This is a genomic window from Vibrio sp. S/42/10 (assembly GCF_029890535.1).
Taxonomy (GTDB): domain Bacteria; phylum Pseudomonadota; class Gammaproteobacteria; order Enterobacterales; family Vibrionaceae; genus Vibrio; species Vibrio cyclitrophicus.
Genome location: NZ_JAKMZC010000001.1, coordinates 77,670 through 95,948, shown reverse-complemented (window position 1 = coordinate 95,948; position 18,279 = coordinate 77,670). Strand labels below are relative to the sequence as shown.

Sequence of the window (18,279 nt, the reverse complement as noted above, 5' to 3'; positions counted from 1 at the left end):
TAAATACAGCTCAACATAATAAAAAGCTAAGCCAACTAATTCGGTTAGACAAAAACAGTTAAACCAAGATCCCACATGGAACCAGAACAATAAAGAGGCATGCAATGACGGTTATTCGTAAGCAAGATGTGATCAGCAGTGTCGCTGACGCACTTCAGTACATTTCTTATTATCACCCTTTAGACTTTGTCCAAGCCCTAGAAAAAGCGTACGAGAAAGAAGAAAGCCAAGCAGCAAAAGATGCTATCGCTCAGATTCTTATTAACTCGCGTATGTCTGCGGAAGGTCATCGTCCAATTTGTCAGGATACGGGTATTGTTACTTGTTTCGTGAACATCGGTATGGATGTTAGGTGGGAAACGGATCAAACAGTACAACAGATGGTTGATGAAGGCGTTCGTCAAGCTTACAACAATCCAGATAACCCATTGCGTGCATCTGTCCTAATGGACCCTGCAGGTAAGCGTATTAATACCAAAGACAACACACCAGCAGTTGTTCACATTAATATGGTTCCAGGCAACAAAGTTGAAATCCAAATCGCAGCAAAAGGCGGCGGTTCTGAGAACAAAACAAAGATGGTTATGCTTAACCCTTCTGATGATATTGCAGAATGGGTAGAGAAGACGCTACCAACAATGGGCGCGGGCTGGTGTCCACCGGGCATGCTTGGCATAGGCATCGGCGGTACGGCTGAGAAAGCCGCGGTACTAGCGAAAGAATCTCTGATGGAACACATCGATATTCAAGACCTTATCGACAAAGGCCCAGAGAACGCAGAAGAAGAGCTTCGTTTAGACATCTTCAACCGTGTAAACAAGCTTGGTATTGGCGCACAAGGCCTTGGCGGTCTAACGACTGTGGTTGACGTTAAAATCAAAACAGCGCCAACGCATGCAGCTTCAAAGCCTGTTTGCTTGATCCCGAATTGTGCGGCAACGCGTCACGTTCACTTTACGCTAGACGGCAGCGGCCCTGCAGAACTAACACCACCTAAGTTAGAAGAGTGGCCAGACATTACTTGGGAAGCAGGCGCAAATACACGCCGTGTTAACCTTGATGAAATTACCAAAGAAGACGTTCAAGAGTGGAAGACTGGCGAAACGGTTCTTCTATCAGGCAAGATCTTAACCGGTCGTGATGCTGCTCATAAGCGTATTCAAGGCATGCTTGAAAGTGGTGAAGGTTTACCAGAAGGCGTCGACCTGAAAGGTAAGTTCATTTACTACGTAGGCCCTGTTGATGCGGTACGCGATGAGGCGGTAGGCCCTGCTGGCCCAACAACATCGACTCGTATGGATAAGTTCACTGACATGATGCTAGAAGAAACCGGTATTATGGGCATGATTGGTAAAGCAGAACGTGGCCCTGCAACGGTAGAGTCAATCAAACAGCATAAATCGGTTTACCTAATGGCCGTTGGTGGTGCAGCTTATTTAGTCGCGAAGGCAATTAAAAAAGCACGCGTGGTTGCGTTTGAAGATCTCGGTATGGAAGCGATTTACGAGTTTGAAGTTGAGGACATGCCGGTAACGGTAGCGGTTGACTCTAACGGCGTAAACGCACACCAGATCGGCCCTGACACGTGGAAAGTGAAAATTGCAGAAGCCGAAAAAGCGTAATTAACGAACGCTAGAAAGGCGCAATTAACCTTGACCTGAGTGTTTGAATTGCAATTTTTGACAGAAACTTAAGAATAAAAGTGCAGCATTGTCTGCACTTTTGTCTTATTATCAATGATATAGTTATAAACACATCGTTTGATATAAGAACATAGGAGAGAGGAATGCCTCGTTTTATTCAGATCCTACAGATTATCTTGGCAGTGGTGATTGGTAGTTTCATTGGTTACGATTTGATCTTGCACGGAATCAGCATCTTTAACGAAAAGTACGTAACTATCACATGTGTATTATGGTTGATTTCTGAGATCACACTGTTCGTTATCTACAAGCTGATAGAAGACGATTAGTCTGACATTAACTGAAAATTTTAAAGCCCCTGATTATGAATGTAGTCAGGGGCTTTTATTCATCTTGCATTAAGAATGTGTATTGCATACTCACTACTATTAGCAAAAGAACAAGCATAAGCATACAAACTAACCCAACTGGGAAAGAGCACAGGCTAACGTTTCTATTACTATATCAGTTAGCTTAACTATTACGGAGTCGTTCAAATGAAACACCTAACTCAAGAAATGAGTGACTTTATAAGCAGAGGAACGGATTCTCATATTCGAGTAGCGGTCACGGGGCTTTCTCGTGCGGGTAAGACAGCATTCATTACTTCGCTGGTTAATCAGCTTCTTCATACGTCTACCCACAAAAATCTGCCTCTACTTGCCTCGGCGAGAGATGGAAGAATCATTGGTGCTAAACGTATTCCACAACATAACATGATGATCCCGCGTTTTTCTTACGATGAAGCGATGGAGTCACTCAATGCGGAGCCACCAGAATGGCCCGTGCCAACGCGTGATGTCAGTGAGATTCGCTTAGCCATCAAATATAAACCAGCCAAAGGCGCGAAGAAGCTGCTGAGTAAAAACAGCACCCTTTATCTCGATATTGTCGACTACCCAGGCGAGTGGCTACTTGATTTACCCCTACTGGATATGGATTTCGATACTTGGAGTCAATCTCAATTTTCCGCATTGAAAGGCGATAGAGAAGTCTACTCGCAACAGTGGAACGCAATGCGCGGTGACATTGACTTGCTAGCCGAAGCCGACGAAAAAAAACTGGTCGCGATTGCCGATAGCTATACTCAGTACCTTCATACTTGTAAGGATAACGGACTGCATTGGGTGCAACCGGGTCGATTCGTATTACCGGGTGAGCTTGAAGGTGCGCCTGTGCTGCAATTTTTCCCGTGCATCGCACCTGAGGGCAAGTTCTCAAAAACAAGTAACTATGCGGTTTTAAAAGCACGTTATGAAGAGTATCAGCAAAAGGTCGTAAAGGCGTTCTATAAGAATCACTTCGCGACGTTCGACAGACAAATCGTGCTGGTGGACTGCTTACAGCCGCTCAATGCGGGCTACGACTCTTTCATGGATATGCGTGGTGCATTAGAGCAGCTATTAAAGAGCTTTAAGTACGGCCGAAGCAATATCTTAAGACGCCTGTTTGCGCCGAAGATCGACAAGATCTTGTTTGCAGCCACCAAAGCTGACCATGTGACACCGGATCAACATCCGAACTTGGTGTCGCTGTTACAACAGATGGTACACCCAGCGTGGCAACAGGCGGCGTTTGAACATATCGACATGAGTTGCATGAGCATCGCGTCTATTCAAGCGACCAGTGCGGGTTATATTTCGTCAGGTTCAGACAATGTTCCTGCGTTGCAAGGGGTCACTTTAGATAACGTGTCTCAAACCATGTATCCTGGCGAGGTGCCGCGTAAGCTGCCGAACAAACAATATTGGGAAACCAATCAGTTTGATTTCACGAGCTTTAGGCCAATGGAACAACATTCCGATGAGCCTTGTCAGCACTTACGAGTCGATAAGGTTTTAGAGTATCTCATTGGCGATAAGTTGAAGTAATTGAGGCAATCAAAATGAGTGAATTAAAAACGAAACAAGTCTTTGATGAATCGTTGAAGACCTCGTTCGATGAGCAAGATAAGAATGAAGTTAGCCCAGATTTAGGTGCTCAACAAATGTTCACCGAACAAGAAAAATTTGTACCTGTCGCACCACAAGTAGAAATTGACCTAGATGGCGAAGCTGAGCAACAACTGGAGCAAGTGATACGCCCGAGTAAAAAGAAAAAGTGGTTTACTTCTGGCTTGTTGGTCGCTTTCTCTGGCTTAGTGGGCTGGCAAGCGGTCGATTCTGTGATCACCGCGATTCAAACCGCTGACTGGTTAGCATTAGGTTGGGCCGGTTTTATTGCTGCAATCGCGTCATTAGGCCTTGGTGCAATAGGTAAAGAGCTATGGAAGCTACGTTCACTGAAAGACCATTTCAGTGTGCAAGAGCAGAGCGAAGAGCTACTCCAAAGTCAAAGCGTTGGTAAGGGAAAAGCGTTTTGTGAACACATCGCTAAACAAGGGGGCATTGTTGCCGAGTCTCCTTCATACGATAAGTGGCGGAACAGTATCAACCCGGCACATAGCGATGCCGAAGTGCTGGATATGTACGATGCGTTGGTCGTTAGCCATCAGGATAAAGTCGCCACTCAGATCGTGACTAAGTTTTCTACTGAATCTGCAGCTTTGGTTGCAGTGAGCCCATTGGCTGCTGCAGACATGTTGTTGGTGGCGTGGCGTAATTTCACCATGATAGACAAGCTAGCCGATGTGTATGGTATTGAACTTGGCTACTGGTCGCGCATTAAGCTGTTTAAATTAGTGTTAATCAACATGGCAGCGGCAGGGGCAAGTGAATTGGCGATTGATGCGAGCATGGACCTCGTATCGATGGACTTAGCAGGCAAAATTTCTGCAAGAGCAGGGCAGGGGCTCGGTGTTGGCATTTTAACCGCTCGACTGGGCTTAAAAGCCATGACTTTGCTTCGTCCTATGCCTTGGCATAAAGAGCGAAAAGTAAAATTATCGGACCTTCGTAAAGCCGTCCTTTCTGAAATAAAGCGTATTACTCTCAAATAAAGTATTTGAGGCTCAATAGTTTGAGAAGAAGGGTAAACATATGTTTACTCTTCTTCTTGACTGAACTCAGACCTTAATCCACACTACTGTCAACTTATCCTGACACCTATAATAGGACTATTTGTGCGTCTTGAAGTATTGTGTGAAGACAGACTCGGCTTAACGCGTGAGTTGCTCGATATCTTGGCCTCAAAAAGCATTGATTTAAGAGGAATCGAAATTGATGTAAAAGGCATTATTTACCTAAATTGCCCTGATATTAATTTTGATGCTTTTAGTGAACTTATGGCTGAAATTCGCCGAATTTCAGGTGTGAAGGATGTACGTAAAATCCAATTTATGCCGAGCGAAAGGCATAACACCGAGCTGATTGCACTGCTGGCAAACCTACCAGATCCAGTGATTGCGATTGACCTTAAAGGTTCAGTCGACATGGCAAACCACGCAGCACTCAACCTTTTTGGTAAGCAAGAAAGTGAAGTTATTGGCGAGCCGTTATCAACGTTTGTTCCTAGCTTCAATTTTGCTCGTTGGATCGACGGTGATGTAACACGTCATCGTGAAGTCGTAGTACTAGACGGTTTGGATTTTTCTATCGAGATACTGCCTATTTATCTTGGGGGTGACGTGAACGAAGCGGTACTGGCTAGCGCCGTAATGACGATTCGTTCTTGCAACCAAGAGATGAACTCGACAGATGCGATCCCAGAACAGAACAACCTGGGCTTTGAACATTTTGTCGGTGTCTCTAATCGTCACAAAGCCTTGATCAGTCAAGCTAAGAAGTTGGCGATGTTGGATCAACCTCTTCTGATTGAAGGTGATACGGGGACAGGTAAAGAGATGCTTGCAAAAGCATGCCATAACCGCTCAAACCGATCGTCTTTCCCATTCTTGATTTTAAGCTGTGCATCAATGCCTGATGACGTGGCAGAAACGGAACTGTTTGGTCATGCTCCGGGTTCATTCAACCATGAACAAGGACATAAAGGCATTTTCGAACAAGCAAATGGCGGTACTGTATTTTTAGATGAAATTGGCGAAATGAGCCCGCATCTACAAATCAAACTTTTACGCTTCCTACAGGATGGTTCATTCCGTCGTGTTGGTGAAGAAGAAGAGATGCACGCTGATGTTCGTATTATTGCATCAACGCGCCACCGTCTTTCTGAATTAGCTGACTCAGGCTCGTTTCGTGAAGACCTGTTCTACCGCTTGAATGTACTGACGCTATCAATTCCAGCCTTACGTGAGCGCTCTAACGACGTAGCACCGTTATTGGAGTTGTTTGTTGCTAAGTACGCACAGCAGTTAGGTATGCTAAAGCCAAAGTTAACTCCAGAATTGATCGACCAATTGGGCAACTATCAATGGCCGGGCAACATTCGTCAATTGGACAACATGGTTTTGCGTGCACTCACTGAATTAGATTCTGACACGTTAACGGTTGAGCAATTCCATCTGCCTCAACTTGAAACCATGACCGCTGGAATGGCGAATCTGAGCTTGGATGGTTCTCTGGACGAGATCATGAAAGATTATGAATCTCAGATCCTTGAAAAGCTCTATCAGTCTTTCCCATCGAGCCGTAAGTTAGCAAAACGTTTGAACGTCTCTCATACCTCAATTGCGAACAAGCTTCGTGACTATGGGATCAGAAAAAACTGATTGAACCTGCTTAGCCATCGTACTGAGCAAAAAAACAAGACAAGTTGACGGATTAAGAAAAACGAATGGAAGATTTAAGTACACCAGCCCGCGTTTATAAGCACGATGGAAACCTTATTCTACGTACAGCGCAAGTTGACGACGCGAGTATGATCAGTGAGTACTTTCAGATTAATAGAAAGCACCTCAAGCCATGGGAACCGATTCGCGAAGATGCGTTCTTCGAAAGAGAAGGTTGGGCTCAGCGACTGATCAAGTTAAATGAGCTTCATAAAATGGGGCTTGGCTACTACTGTTTATTGATCAATGCAGACTCAAACGAGATGCTAGGGACAATATCTTTCAGCAACTTGTCACGGTTCCCGTTCTACGCTTGTAATGTGGGCTACTCATTGGCTGAAAGTGCACAAGGCCACGGTTACATGCGGAGAGGCTTGAGCATGGCAAAAGACTACATGTTTGATGTGCAGAACATGCACCGCTTAATGGCGGGCTATATGCCTCACAATGAACGCAGTGCGAGTGTATTGGAGCATCTTGGTTTTGTTCGCGAAGGTTTTGCCAAAGATTACCTACAGATTAACGGTAAATGGGAAGATCATATACTAACGGCATTAGTTAACCCAAACTGGGAAGATAAGCGCGTTCTTTAAACGCCAATAATACTTAGACCTAGTGATTTTTAACGCTAATAGCGTCGCATACATAAAAGAATTTTAGAGGCAGCAATCATTTAAGCGACCATGAAGTCGCCGCTGCATCAAAAAGTACATATAGGCATGGTTATCCACTTGCCTTAGAAGATATTTGAGGAATTTTGATGTCATATACAACTTTGGACGAATACCAAAGAAAATGGATTTTCACTCATCAGTCAATGCCGCTGCCAGCGGAAGACTTGGAAAAGATCAAGCCAATGACTCAGGCAAGAGCGTCTCAGTTCTGGAAAGAGAACGTAAGCCCTCAAAGCCCAGATGCAGAAAGACTGAGTTCACAAGACTGGCCAAGCAAATCGTCGAACTGGAACGAAGAGATCAGCTGGATGGCGAATTGGGAAGCCGACGAACCAGAAATGCCTGAAGAAATCTTAAACTTCATTGATTGGCAAGATGACGTAACTGTTTATTTTTGTTACGAAAAATACAACGTCCTTGAAACTAAATGGTCAGTATTTAAGAAACATTGGAAGAACTTTTTGTTCTACGATGATGGACCAATTTTGCTAGGTCGTCGTCGTTCGGAAGCGCTTTGGTTTGCAACAAACGGCACGGTGAAAATCGGTAACCGCGCTTAAACTCAACGTGGCTTAATTAAGCTTGTGTTGTATGGGCTATAGATAAAAAGCGAGCACTTAGCTCGCTTTTTTTGTGCGCGATGATCTTTAATGATCGTTGAGGGTTTACGACTATTTGAGCCCTGCTTTTGATGTGTATTTCTGTTTGTGTCGATCGGGTGATTTACGAAATTGAGACCGCTATCCCATTGGCTCACTTGAAGTTTTAAGAGGTTTGGCTATATTTATATTACTGCCTTAGTGGAGGTGAAGTATTATGATTTGGGATACTCTCGAACGTGTAAATAAACTTCGCAAGGAAGCAATGGAGGATCCAGAATTTTTGGATTCGGCAAAAATGCATGAGCAATGGCTTTTAAGCGAAACTCATAACCAATCAACTAAAGGAACCAAGGATAAGAAACCGAAAAAACTATCAGATATTTATGAAAACACGGATTTTCCGATTAACCCAACAGGAACGAAACATTAACAATGATGAACTGCAACACGGCTAAGGCCTTTAAACAGCGAGCCTCTAATCAATTAGATATTGGCCAGCGAAACACTAGCCAACCAGACACTTGCAAACAGGCCTTTAGCCACCTATAAAAAAGCCACTTTCAACGAATCGAAAGTGGCTTTTTCTTTTCTAACTTGTGACTAAAGCTAATCGCTATAAAACTAACAGCTTTTAAAACTAGCTATTGATCAGGCTTAATCCGCTTGGTAATGCATCGCCAAATACGCGCTTAGACTCACTTTCAGAAAGTTCTGTCACTTCATTCACCAGTGTTAACCATGAATCAGGGACCTTGCTTTGTTTAAGCTTCTCAATCACTTGATTGCGATAGTCATCAGATATATCAAACTGACGGTCACCGGTTTTACGACAAATCATCACAGCAGCGAAGGCTATCATTTGTTCTTTGTGCCAGTTCTGCTCAAGCAGTTTCGGTAGCCACTGTTCAGCTTGTTCTCTTGGAATCACACTATGTTGGCTGCCATACAAAGGCGTTCTTGATGCTAATCGACCTAGCGCCCACCAGTGAGCTTGTTCAAATTGGTTATGGTTAATCGCTTTGCTCAAGAACCAGCTTGCCAGCAGCACTTTGTCTTCCACTTCCAGTTGCTCAAGTGATGCCGCTAAACGAACCATGGCTTCATAACCATTGTCTTGCGCATCTTTAGCTGTTTTAGGGTTCTTCATTGCGCCTGGGTGAAGGTACTTCGCGATATCAGCCAAGATAGTTTCTTGCTGTTCTTGATTCAGGCCTCCGGCAACACGACGCCAGAATACCCACCAATCTGTCCAACCTTGATGGTTCTGGAATTGGATGTTTTGTTGGTAAAGTCCCCAAATTTGTTCAATACGCCATGAGTCAGTTGGGTCACCAAAGCCAGGTCGCATAGAGTAACCCGCCAGACGAAGCCAGTTTTTCTCATGCGCTTCAGAGCGACGACGGCGTTTACGACCTAAAGAGAACGAATCAAACAGGTGACGGAGAGTAGTAAAGTCCCACTCTTCGCGCTTACCGAGTCGCTTTTCAAGATCTTTAGCAAGTGTTTTGATCTCTTTAGATTCAGCACTCTTCTTGTTACCGCTGTATAGGCGAGAAATTAGCTCCTTACATTCGTCCAGTCTTGGATGAAGTTTAGAGTTATCGGATTCATCGCCTTGCTTGTTTCTTACTTCAAACTCGAGCAACCAACGCTTAGAGTCATCTTCTGTACTCACACACTCCATTTTTAGTGTGCCGACTTCGGTTAACTGACAAGCGAGCAGTACTTCAACACGCTCTTTTTGGTTGGCTTGAAGTTCTGCAGTACCTGAGCCTTCCAACGTAGAAATATACGGTGGGAGAGGCGAGAACAAGTCGGCATCCACATTGACCATCACACCATTTTGAATAGCAGTGTCGTGAGCTATTTGGTCGTGTGTTGAAGTCAGTAGATTAAATCGTACTGGCTCACCTAACGTCAACGAAAAACGACGACTGTTTAAGCGTATCTCTTGGCCTTCCTCAGTACCTTTGGCAAGCAAACAAAGTGCTTTACCCATCTTGTTCTTCTCTTGTAGATGCAAGAAGTAAGAACGCGCAGCACCGCCACCGATTTTCAGTTGTGCACCACGGCGGGCTTTACCAAAGGCGACCGCGCCAAGGGCAACAGACCAATCAGGGTGAGGGTTATCAAGCACTGTGATTGGAGAACCGTTCCAATTGCCTAGTAGCTGAGTAATACGCTCAGTCACAAGTTCACTGTTGAACACACCACCATTGAGTAGTACACCTACAGGAATTGCAGGTTTGGTGTCATCGAACTCAACAGAGCCTGAGTTTTCCAATGCGGCTTTAGACACTTGTTGGTGTGTCGTTAGGAATTCTGCAACGTGCTTACTCACCGCAGGGTCAGCCACGTAAGGCAGACCGAATTCAACCACGGCGCTGCGGCGTTTGTCTGGTGTTTCAGTAAACTCAGAAAGCGGGAAGAAACCTTCCAAAGCGATTTGATGAACTTCTTGCTTAGTTAAGCCAATGCTCTTGGTACCACCTAGTAGCTTCGAACCACTACCGAGCATGGTGATCTTCACGTCTTCTGGCGCATTGGCAGAAAGCAGGCTCTCTTTTGCAGCGCGAGTTTGTTGAATCAATTTGGTTAGACTAGACGCGTTGAGTTTTTTGTTTTGATTGAAGCGTTGCTCAGCAAGGTGAGCAAGCGCTAAATCGAGGTTATCACCACCAAGCATCAAGTGTTCACCAACACCGATACGATCAAGTGCTAACTCGTTAATTCCATCGTTGTTCGAATCGAACTTAGCCTCGATTAAGCTCAAGTCGGTAGTACCACCGCCGACATCACACACTAAGATCAATGGGATCTGTTGAAGCTCTTCCGCAGCCGTTTGTTGATGACGAGCATACCAGTCATAACAAACAGCTTGAGGCTCTTCGAGTAATAAAATCTTACCTAAGCCAGCAAGTTCTGCGGCTTCAAGTGTCAGCTTACGTGCTGTCTCATCGAATGATGCAGGAACCGTTACAACAACATCTTGGTCTTCAAGTTTGTTGCTTGGATTACGGTAGTTCCACGCTTGGCGGATGTGATTCAGGTAGCTCGCACTTGCGACAACAGGAGATACCTTATCGACATCAGCTGCGCTAGCCCAAGGAAGGATATCTGAACTACGATCGACGGCTTGGTGTGACAGCCAGCTTTTAGCACTGGATACTTGACGGCCTTCGACTTTAGCACCCAATTCACGTGCCCATTCACCGACGATAACGTTTTTAATATCGCCTTCAACTAAGTTCGGTGCCCAAGGCATGGTGAGGTCGGAAGGGGAGATCTGACCTTGTGCTGGGTGGTAACGAAATGATGGAAGTAGGGGTTTTCGGACCACTTCACCAGGGCCGATGAGTTGGTCAATATCGAAAAGAGAAACGGGAGCGTGTTGTAGGTCGTCGTTGATTTCACAGTAAGCAACAACGGTATTGGTTGTGCCTAAGTCAATGCCGACTAAAAAACGAGGAGATGCCATACAAAACCTTATTCTGCCAAAGTGATGACCAGTTTATTGATAGTTTTGGTCTTATTGTTGCTATTCGTAAACGTCATTCCCGAGAAGAAGGTACGACTGAGTCGGGAATATCATCAAACTGTGTTTAAGACCGAAAAATTAGAACCTATAAGTTAAAACAGAGCGGTTAAAAACACAGGGGTTAAAACAGATTCCCTAGTTTGTTCGTACTTGCGGTAGGGAATCGCATTGATAAAGTAACGGCACCCGTTAAGGTGCCGTTGATTCGTTATGCTTGGTCGTTTGAGTCGTTATTCGCGTCTTCACGAACATCAAACTCAACGTGCCATTTCTGACCGTTATCAGCAGCAATTGCTTCTAGATAAAGCGTGCCGAGTTCAGTAACACGAGAGGCTAGGGTTACCGGAACCACTTCACCCTCACGGCGACCTTCAGATACTGGCAGTGTCACTTGAATCTCTGGAAGTTCATCAAGGTCTTCTGGTGCCCAATGATCAAGGTGCGTACCCGCTACGTCTTCACGACGAGTGGTTGAACCGAAGAATTGGAAGTGAACTGGCTGGCCAATCACCAAACCAAACTCTTGGCTAGGCACTTGAACGCTTGAACCTTCTTCCATACCAAATGGCGCAACACACAGTGCTTCCATTGGCGGAGCCATGCCTGGGATAGCTGGCATCGCGCTTTCAATTCCTACGTAGTAAGAAGAAGCGATACCACCACGGATACGAACGCCTTGGCCGCGACGCACTGCGCCGTAGTAAGAAGCGCCACTTGCAACCGCTAGGTCTAGATCCAAACCTGAAAGCTGTTTAGCAAATTCTGCATCAGCATTGATCAACCATTCGTTGATCGTATCTGAAAGACGATCAGCAAGTAGGTTAGATTTTAGAACACCACCATTGAACAGTACCGCTGTTGGTTTGATGAAATCTGCCGCTGGCGCTTCAGCATCTGGCATACCGGGCATGTTTGCAAACGGGTTGAAATCTTGCTGAGCCGTTTCGCTATTTCCAGAAAGCGCATTGGCTTGCTTAGAAAGAAATGCAGCTATATGACGAGTGATACCCGCATCTTGAGCGTAAGGCAGACCCATTTGAGTCAGTGCGCCACGCGTCTTTTGAACTGGGTGCTCATTCACGGCTACTTTCGGGAAGAAGCCATCAACCAATGTTTGTTGTACTTCTTGCTGAGTCAATTCTGTTTTTAGTGTTGCGCCAAGTAGTTTAGAGCCACGGCTAGGTACAACGATAGGCACAGATTGCAGTTCAGCATCGTTAAGCAGTGCTTCTTTTGCATCACGACATGCGTGAGTCATTGCTTGAACCTGCCAAGGAGCTAACTCTTTGCCTTCTTGAGCCAGTTTCATTTTCAGACGGTAAGCCAGTGCTAGGTCCATGTTGTCGCCGCCAAGTAGGATATGTTCACCTACTGCTATACGGTTCAGGCTTAGGTTGCCGTCATCTTGTGTTACTTCAACTAGCGAAAGGTCGGTTGTACCACCACCGATATCGACAACAAGAACGATGTCACCAACGTTCACTTCATCACGCCATGTATCGTTGCTGTTATCAATCCAGCTGTAAAGAGCCGCTTGTGGCTCTTCAAGAAGCGTTAGGTGAGTGAAACCCACATTACGTGCAGCTTCTGCTGTTAGGTCACGAGCCGCAGGATCAAACGAAGCAGGAACCGTGATCGTTACATCTTGGTCTGCCAGTTTGTGTTCTGGGTTAGCGTGGTTCCAAGCGTCTTTAAGGTGCTCAAGGTACAATTCAGTGGTCTTAAGCGGAGATACTTTTTCAACTTCTTCAGGGCTGCCTGCAGGAAGGAACGCATCACGACGGTTCACACCACCGTGGCATAGCCAAGATTTTGCGCTTGCGACCAAACGGATAGGGGTTTTAGAACCTAGGTTACGAGCAATAGCACCAACCAGTGCTTTAGGCTCAGAAGACCAAGGTAGAACGCGAGAGCCCGCATTCATTTCATGTTCGTGCGGTTGGTATAGGAATGAGCCTAGTTGGCTGCGAGTTTCTACTGTACCAGGAGCCGTCAGTTGAGGTATTTGCATTACCTCTACGCGAGCGTCTTCATTTGTTGTGTCGATGAACGACAAAACGCAGTGTGTAGTACCTAAATCGATACCAACACTGAACTTAGGCGCCTGATGTTGCTCTTGAGAAGATGGTTCTTGTGAATGCTCTTGCGATGAAGAATGGTTTTGGTGTTCCATTATAGCTCCACCTCTGCCGGTGCAATGACAGATGCATCGTAATTTTCAGCAAGCTTAGGCAGGTTCATGTCAGTTGCTTTCCAACCTTTGTGAACTAGCGTGCCGTTGAATGGTGCATTACCCGTTACGTTGCCTGTTAGGCGGATTTCTTGCGGGTTGAAACCTTCAGCTACTGTGATACGAGTCTCTTCATCTTCACCGCGGATGTGAGAAAGCGTTACGTAGTCTGCTAATACTTTTTGGCCACCAGTGTGGATTACACGTGCAGCTGCGCCAACTTCTTCGTCAGAGAACGAAGTGAGATCTTCTTTTAGGAAGTCAATTAAACGTGCTTCTTGCTGCATGATAGACAATAGCTGCATTGCTGAATCGGTCGGTGCTGTTGCTAGTTTTGATTCAACTTCAACGACTCTTTCAATCACTTTTTCAACTTCAACAACTTTCTCTACTTCGACAATTTTTTCTACTGGTTTTTCAACTTCAACGATCTTTTCTACTGGTTTTTCTACGACTTTCTCAACCACTTTGGATTTACGAGAAACGGCAATAAGCAGCAGTAAAACGCTTGATGCAGTGAGGCCTGCGTGAAGCATATCAAACGTTTGTGGAATTAGGTTCAAATCAACGATCATAGTGATTTTCTCTTTAAATTGATTTAACGGTATATTCATTGGTTAAGTTGAACATACGGGTTGGAAAGAAAACTCTGTCGCACTCAGGCAAAACGGTATCTTTCAAGCTATAAATATGGATGGATACTAGCATATTCAAGGCTTAAGGGCTGTATTTAATGTTTTTATTCAAGTGGGTTTTTAGTGTGTTAGCGTGAAAATTAGTCGAGATTTGTTTGAATAATAGCCTTTGATGTAAGGGGAAGGTAAACATTGCCCATTTTGTGTCAGATTTAGGACTAAACATGAATGGAGCAGGGTTCCTTAACGTTATATACTTATGACTTTATATAATCCGACATGAGATATGTATGCCGCATACAATCGACCCGTTGACAGGGTTGAAGAGAAGAACCTTGCCAGTAGTTGCTTTTTTGGTCACCTTTCTGATTACGGTGTTATGCTTTGTGTTGGTGGCTCTTAACCAAAATCGTGCCTTGAACATGAATTTGGAGAGCTTTGCTAAAAACCAAACTCTAAGCCTAAAAGCGTTTATTGATAACGATGTTGCTTACATTGGTTCTGGTGCTAATTTTTTCTACGCAAATGATCCTGAAAACTGGGATAAGTTTGATCGTTTTGCGCAACAAACGATTAATGTTTCAAAAAGTCTAATTGGCTTGCAATGGATGCAAAAAGTGACAGCCGATGAGATTGAAGAACACACTGCTCGGATGGAAGAAAAGTACCCATCATATAAGTTATTCACTATTCCAAAACATGAATCAAAAGCTTTTGGTTACATCTTAGATGGTGAGCCAGCCTTTGTTGCGACTGATATCTACCCAAATACCGAACCTAATAACAGAGTTCTTGGTTTCTACTCTTCTCGTGAACGATTTAAGCGTGTTTTAGACAATATTAAACATACACGCCAAGCGAATATTTCAGACAAAGTTCGTTTAATACAAGATGGTTTAGACCCACAAACACCGAAAAGTGGCATGTTGGTGTATCACCCTGTATTTGAGGGTGAAAGTGACAATTTGCTCGGTGTTGTGATTGGTGTGGTTCGTACGACTTATTATTTTGAGAACTTACTGGCATCCACTGCGGGTGATATGAATGTATATGTGCGAGTGACCGATACCGGTTTTGAAGCAGAAGATTCTCCCATTTTGTTTGAAACTGAAGGTTTTGAAGGCGTAACTGGGCACCTTATTACCAAAACCATTAGCCTAACCAACCGGGATTGGAAAATTGATTACAAGATAGGTTCATGCATCTCATTTTCCGGCTACTTGGTACTCGCCGGCATTGCTTTAGTTGGGACCACTATCTCTTTACTGCTGGCCTACATAGTTAATCTACAAATTCGTGAGAAACAACGTTTGTACCAAATGCTATATGAGAGGACGGAAGAGCTGCGCTTTTTAGCCAATCATGACAGCTTAACCGAGGTCTACAACCGACGAGCGTTTAATAAGAAATTAGACAAAGCGATCGACAGCGATAAACCATTTAGCCTTATTGGTTTTGATATCGATAAGTTCAAAAACATCAACGATCAATTTGGTCATCCAGCGGGTGATGCATTGCTGATTCACGTCGTCAAACTGATCTCTGTTAATTTGAAAGATGGTGATGACCTGTTCCGTTTAGGAGGTGATGAATTTTGCATCATTTCGAGTATCTCAGATCACGAAGCGTTGGAGCGTTATTTAGAATGTATCCTAAATACTGTTAGCCGCTCTCATTGTGAGCACAAAGGTCGCCAATTGAGTTGTACGCTTAGTATTGGCGCTTCTATTCGTAGCAATGAAAATACCGAAGAAATTCAGCAGCGAACCGACAGCATCTTGTATCAAAGTAAACTAAACGGTCGAAATCGAGTCACAATTGCAGGCTAAATGAGCACTTGATGTAACAAGGGTCGAGTTCCTGACTGTGCTCATGTACAATTTCACGAAATTTTTGACGAGAGAATTAGGCGACGTATGAATCACAATCGAGTGGTGTGTTTCGATTTGGAAATGTGCTGTTGGAGCGAAAATGGTGTAGGAACAACAGGGGAGATCATTGAAGTGGGTCTTGCTGAGATTGATCTAGCATCTGGCACTATCGTGAAGCGAGCGCAATACTACGTTAAGCCAGAGAAAGACGAAGTCTCTCTGTTCTGCGCCGAGTTAACGGGCATTACACCTCGTAAAATCGAAAAACAGGGGCGCCCATTAGAGTCTGTTATCAAGTCAATGATTAAGAACTTCGGTGGCCCAAAGAAAATCTATGCAGCGTGGGGACGAGATGATCTGATCTTACATAAAGAGTGTAAAGAGAAAGGCATAGAACCTCCGTTTAGCGAGTTTATAAATATCGCAACACTTTATCGAATTCAGAATCGTTTGAAAGAAAAACGCATTGGTCACCGCGCGGCTCAAGAAGCGAAAAATATTGAGTGGGAAGGCCGTCAGCACTCTGGGTATGTCGATGCGTATAACCTCGCGAAGTTGGCGTTAACGATGCTCTAGATAGCAGCAGTGAACACCCGAACATAGAAAAGCCATCTACTTGTAGATGGCTTTTTGGTTTAATTTTTATCGGTATTTCTAAAGATTAACTCATTTTTTAATGACCAAGCTCGAGTTACTTACCATACCTTCGACCCTGTCGGTGATGTGAACCAGTCCGTTTGAAGTGTACCGCCAGACTCTGCCCACGTGGTTAGATGTTCATATGCTTCACAAGTATCAATACGTTCGTATGGGTGAGACCATTGGCCTGGGATATCTAGAGCCCATGGGTGGCCAGTCGTGTTTTGATAGTATTCACCTTCACTTGTTACTGTATCATCATCACCAGCACCGAATATTGCGGTATCTGCTACATCTGTATTTGGATAGTTCATCAAGTGAATCTCTCTACCTCTCGCGTTGGCTTTGTAAATAAACGGGTTAAAATCCGTATTGCTTAGCGCAGGAATTGAACCATCAATCACCAGCGAGACACTGTAATCGATTAAGCTTCGTGCATCACCCGACTCTGTGTTGTAAAAGCTATAAGTGCTTGTACTTGGCAGCATCGCCGCGACACTATCAATTACAACAAATACTAACTCGCCTGAGTGACCGGCCTCTGGTGTTAACGCTACGGTAGAGCCGTTGTATGTTTTGGTCAGTGAAGTGACATCCGTGTCTTCAAGCCCTGCTAACGAAATAGCGAAACCATTGTCTTCAGCCGCTCCACGAGCAATAGCTTGGCCGTAGTAATCAAAACGAGTTATTTGGTTATTCGCGTTTGTATAAACACCTAATGCGTAGTGGCTAACAAAGTCATTCAGATCGTAGTCACCCTCATTTGGCCATAAATCTTCGTAGGCTAATGTGTACCATCCACTGGTTGGTGTTCGACTATAGAAAGCGATTGTCGGATCGTTTGGTGCGTAGTCGTTTGCATCTGATACACCATCACCGTCACTATCCCCAATTGAAGGCCATGCAATCTCAGCGATTTCACTGATCAGTCCATTCTGGTCAATAGCGATGACCTGAACCTTCCAAAGTTCTCCAACTTCAGTTTCACTGGCCGGCAACGTGGCATTACTGTTGTCATTTTTTCCGACAAACTCATCATCCACATAGAACCCTTGACCTACATCGACAAACCAACGGTAGCTATAAGTTACAGAATCACCGTCTGGGTCTTCCGGTGTTGGACCGGTTACTGTCACAACCAAGTCGTCATTATCACCGAGTCCAGTGCTGCGACTTAGAGTTGGTGTAGAAGGAGGGGTATTAGCAATGGTGACATAAGTAACACTGATAAGGCTGTAATCCAGCGTGGTTAGCCAACCGTCGTTATTCACATCAATATCTAGGTCTACATTCACAAGACTGTCGTCAAGTGAAGCGATAGGGAGGTCAAAAACGGTTGTCGACCAGTTATTGTTGGTACCTTGTAAGAACCCGGGAGTAAGTAAAGAACCGTCAACAGCGATACTGTCGTATTCTCCGTTTTCTCCGTGGTGTGCTTCTGAATCAACATCATAAGCGTAAATAGTGAGTGTCGCTGCGGTAATCTGTGCGCCATCAGGGACCGTTAAATTATGTTGCCAAGAGTAGTCTTCGTTTGCTCGGCTGTAGATGTCGAAACCATAACCAGAAGGCGCGATGTAATGTGGTGAGGTACTACTTGCATCGATCTTTTGAGTCACTGTTATTGAGCCATCACCGTTAGTGGTTGTTGTGTTTTCTGTTGCAGCTGCAAACGTCTGTTGCGAGAAAGAACACATAGCGACTGAACCCATCACCATTAGAGATTTTTTAATATTTTTCAT

14 protein-coding genes are annotated in these 18,279 nt (G+C 44.6%); 10 read left to right on the top strand and 4 right to left on the bottom strand.

All coding sequences use genetic code 11. The annotated features are described in order from the left end of the window. Window positions 1-104: 104 nt before the first annotated feature. The 8 genes from L8S15_RS00420 (at window position 105) to L8S15_RS00385 (ending at window position 8,054) form a co-directional block, all read left to right on the top strand. The gene (locus L8S15_RS00420) at window positions 105-1,622 is read left to right on the top strand and encodes a fumarate hydratase (RefSeq protein WP_004734730.1); all 1,518 of its coding nucleotides are present in this window, start codon (window positions 105-107) and stop codon (window positions 1,620-1,622) included. A gap of 164 nt (window positions 1,623-1,786) precedes the next feature. Next, window positions 1,787-1,972 (top strand): hypothetical protein, encoded by a 186-nt coding sequence (locus tag L8S15_RS00415; protein WP_010441392.1) that lies wholly within the window; start codon window positions 1,787-1,789, stop codon window positions 1,970-1,972. Window positions 1,973-2,179: 207 nt separating this feature from the next. Further along, window positions 2,180-3,553, top strand: a complete 1,374-nt coding sequence (locus L8S15_RS00410) for a YcjX family protein (protein ID WP_102290505.1) — start codon at window positions 2,180-2,182, stop codon at window positions 3,551-3,553. Window positions 3,554-3,567: 14 nt separating this feature from the next. Further along, window positions 3,568-4,620 (top strand): TIGR01620 family protein, encoded by a 1,053-nt coding sequence (locus L8S15_RS00405; RefSeq protein ID WP_050612740.1) that lies wholly within the window; start codon window positions 3,568-3,570, stop codon window positions 4,618-4,620. A gap of 123 nt (window positions 4,621-4,743) precedes the next feature. Beyond that, entirely contained in the window at window positions 4,744-6,288 is a 1,545-nt protein-coding gene (gene tyrR, locus L8S15_RS00400) for a transcriptional regulator TyrR (RefSeq protein WP_010441386.1), read from the top strand. Between the two features lie 65 nt (window positions 6,289-6,353). Next, a complete protein-coding gene (gene rimJ / locus L8S15_RS00395; RefSeq protein ID WP_010441383.1) occupies window positions 6,354-6,941 on the top strand; it encodes a ribosomal protein S5-alanine N-acetyltransferase in 588 nt (195 codons plus the stop codon). A 167-nt stretch (window positions 6,942-7,108) separates the two neighbouring features. After that, entirely contained in the window at window positions 7,109-7,582 is a 474-nt protein-coding gene (locus tag L8S15_RS00390; protein ID WP_010441382.1) for a DUF2947 domain-containing protein, read from the top strand. Between the two features lie 256 nt (window positions 7,583-7,838). Continuing rightward, the gene (locus L8S15_RS00385) at window positions 7,839-8,054 is read left to right on the top strand and encodes a hypothetical protein (protein ID WP_010441378.1); all 216 of its coding nucleotides are present in this window, start codon (window positions 7,839-7,841) and stop codon (window positions 8,052-8,054) included. A 207-nt stretch (window positions 8,055-8,261) separates the two neighbouring features. On the opposite strand, the gene L8S15_RS00380 is transcribed toward L8S15_RS00385, so the two are convergent. From L8S15_RS00380 to L8S15_RS00370, 3 genes are all read right to left on the bottom strand, one after another. Next, window positions 8,262-11,102, bottom strand: a complete 2,841-nt coding sequence (locus L8S15_RS00380; RefSeq protein ID WP_280571889.1) for an Hsp70 family protein — start codon at window positions 11,100-11,102, stop codon at window positions 8,262-8,264. 268 nt (window positions 11,103-11,370) lie between these two features. Beyond that, window positions 11,371-13,335, bottom strand: coding sequence for an Hsp70 family protein (locus tag L8S15_RS00375; RefSeq protein WP_016789490.1), 1,965 nt, complete (start codon window positions 13,333-13,335; stop codon window positions 11,371-11,373). Continuing rightward, the gene (locus tag L8S15_RS00370; protein ID WP_016789491.1) at window positions 13,335-13,967 is read right to left on the bottom strand and encodes a DUF2760 domain-containing protein; all 633 of its coding nucleotides are present in this window, start codon (window positions 13,965-13,967) and stop codon (window positions 13,335-13,337) included. Before L8S15_RS00370 ends, L8S15_RS00375 begins: the two co-directional genes overlap by 1 nt. A gap of 350 nt (window positions 13,968-14,317) precedes the next feature. Between L8S15_RS00370 and L8S15_RS00365 the strand changes: the two genes are divergently transcribed. Both L8S15_RS00365 and L8S15_RS00360 read left to right on the top strand, forming a co-directional pair. After that, window positions 14,318-15,856, top strand: coding sequence for a sensor domain-containing diguanylate cyclase (locus tag L8S15_RS00365; RefSeq protein ID WP_010441371.1), 1,539 nt, complete (start codon window positions 14,318-14,320; stop codon window positions 15,854-15,856). Window positions 15,857-15,943: 87 nt separating this feature from the next. Beyond that, window positions 15,944-16,474 carry a 3'-5' exonuclease gene (locus tag L8S15_RS00360; protein WP_016767256.1) on the top strand — a complete coding sequence of 177 codons (531 nt, stop codon included), beginning with the start codon at window positions 15,944-15,946 and terminating at the stop codon, window positions 16,472-16,474. A gap of 119 nt (window positions 16,475-16,593) precedes the next feature. On the opposite strand, the gene L8S15_RS00355 is transcribed toward L8S15_RS00360, so the two are convergent. Continuing rightward, window positions 16,594-18,279 (bottom strand): LruC domain-containing protein, encoded by a 1,686-nt coding sequence (locus tag L8S15_RS00355; RefSeq protein WP_016797392.1) that lies wholly within the window; start codon window positions 18,277-18,279, stop codon window positions 16,594-16,596.

Excerpts from the sequence above, each read along its gene's own strand:
- L8S15_RS00420 (WP_004734730.1), top strand. The coding sequence starts at position 105 with ATGACGGTTATTCGTAAGCAAGATGTGATCAGCAGTGTCGCTGACGCA.
- L8S15_RS00415 (WP_010441392.1), top strand. The coding sequence starts at position 1,787 with ATGCCTCGTTTTATTCAGATCCTACAGATTATCTTGGCAGTGGTGATT.
- L8S15_RS00410 (WP_102290505.1), top strand. The coding sequence starts at position 2,180 with ATGAAACACCTAACTCAAGAAATGAGTGACTTTATAAGCAGAGGAACG.
- L8S15_RS00405 (WP_050612740.1), top strand. The coding sequence starts at position 3,568 with ATGAGTGAATTAAAAACGAAACAAGTCTTTGATGAATCGTTGAAGACC.
- rimJ (WP_010441383.1), top strand. The coding sequence starts at position 6,354 with ATGGAAGATTTAAGTACACCAGCCCGCGTTTATAAGCACGATGGAAAC.
- L8S15_RS00390 (WP_010441382.1), top strand. The coding sequence starts at position 7,109 with ATGTCATATACAACTTTGGACGAATACCAAAGAAAATGGATTTTCACT.
- L8S15_RS00385 (WP_010441378.1), top strand. The coding sequence starts at position 7,839 with ATGATTTGGGATACTCTCGAACGTGTAAATAAACTTCGCAAGGAAGCA.
- L8S15_RS00380 (WP_280571889.1), bottom strand. The coding sequence starts at position 11,102 with ATGGCATCTCCTCGTTTTTTAGTCGGCATTGACTTAGGCACAACCAAT.
- L8S15_RS00375 (WP_016789490.1), bottom strand. The coding sequence starts at position 13,335 with ATGGAACACCAAAACCATTCTTCATCGCAAGAGCATTCACAAGAACCA.
- L8S15_RS00370 (WP_016789491.1), bottom strand. The coding sequence starts at position 13,967 with ATGATCGTTGATTTGAACCTAATTCCACAAACGTTTGATATGCTTCAC.
- L8S15_RS00365 (WP_010441371.1), top strand. The coding sequence starts at position 14,318 with ATGCCGCATACAATCGACCCGTTGACAGGGTTGAAGAGAAGAACCTTG.
- L8S15_RS00360 (WP_016767256.1), top strand. The coding sequence starts at position 15,944 with ATGAATCACAATCGAGTGGTGTGTTTCGATTTGGAAATGTGCTGTTGG.
- L8S15_RS00355 (WP_016797392.1), bottom strand. The coding sequence starts at position 18,279 with ATGAAAAATATTAAAAAATCTCTAATGGTGATGGGTTCAGTCGCTATG.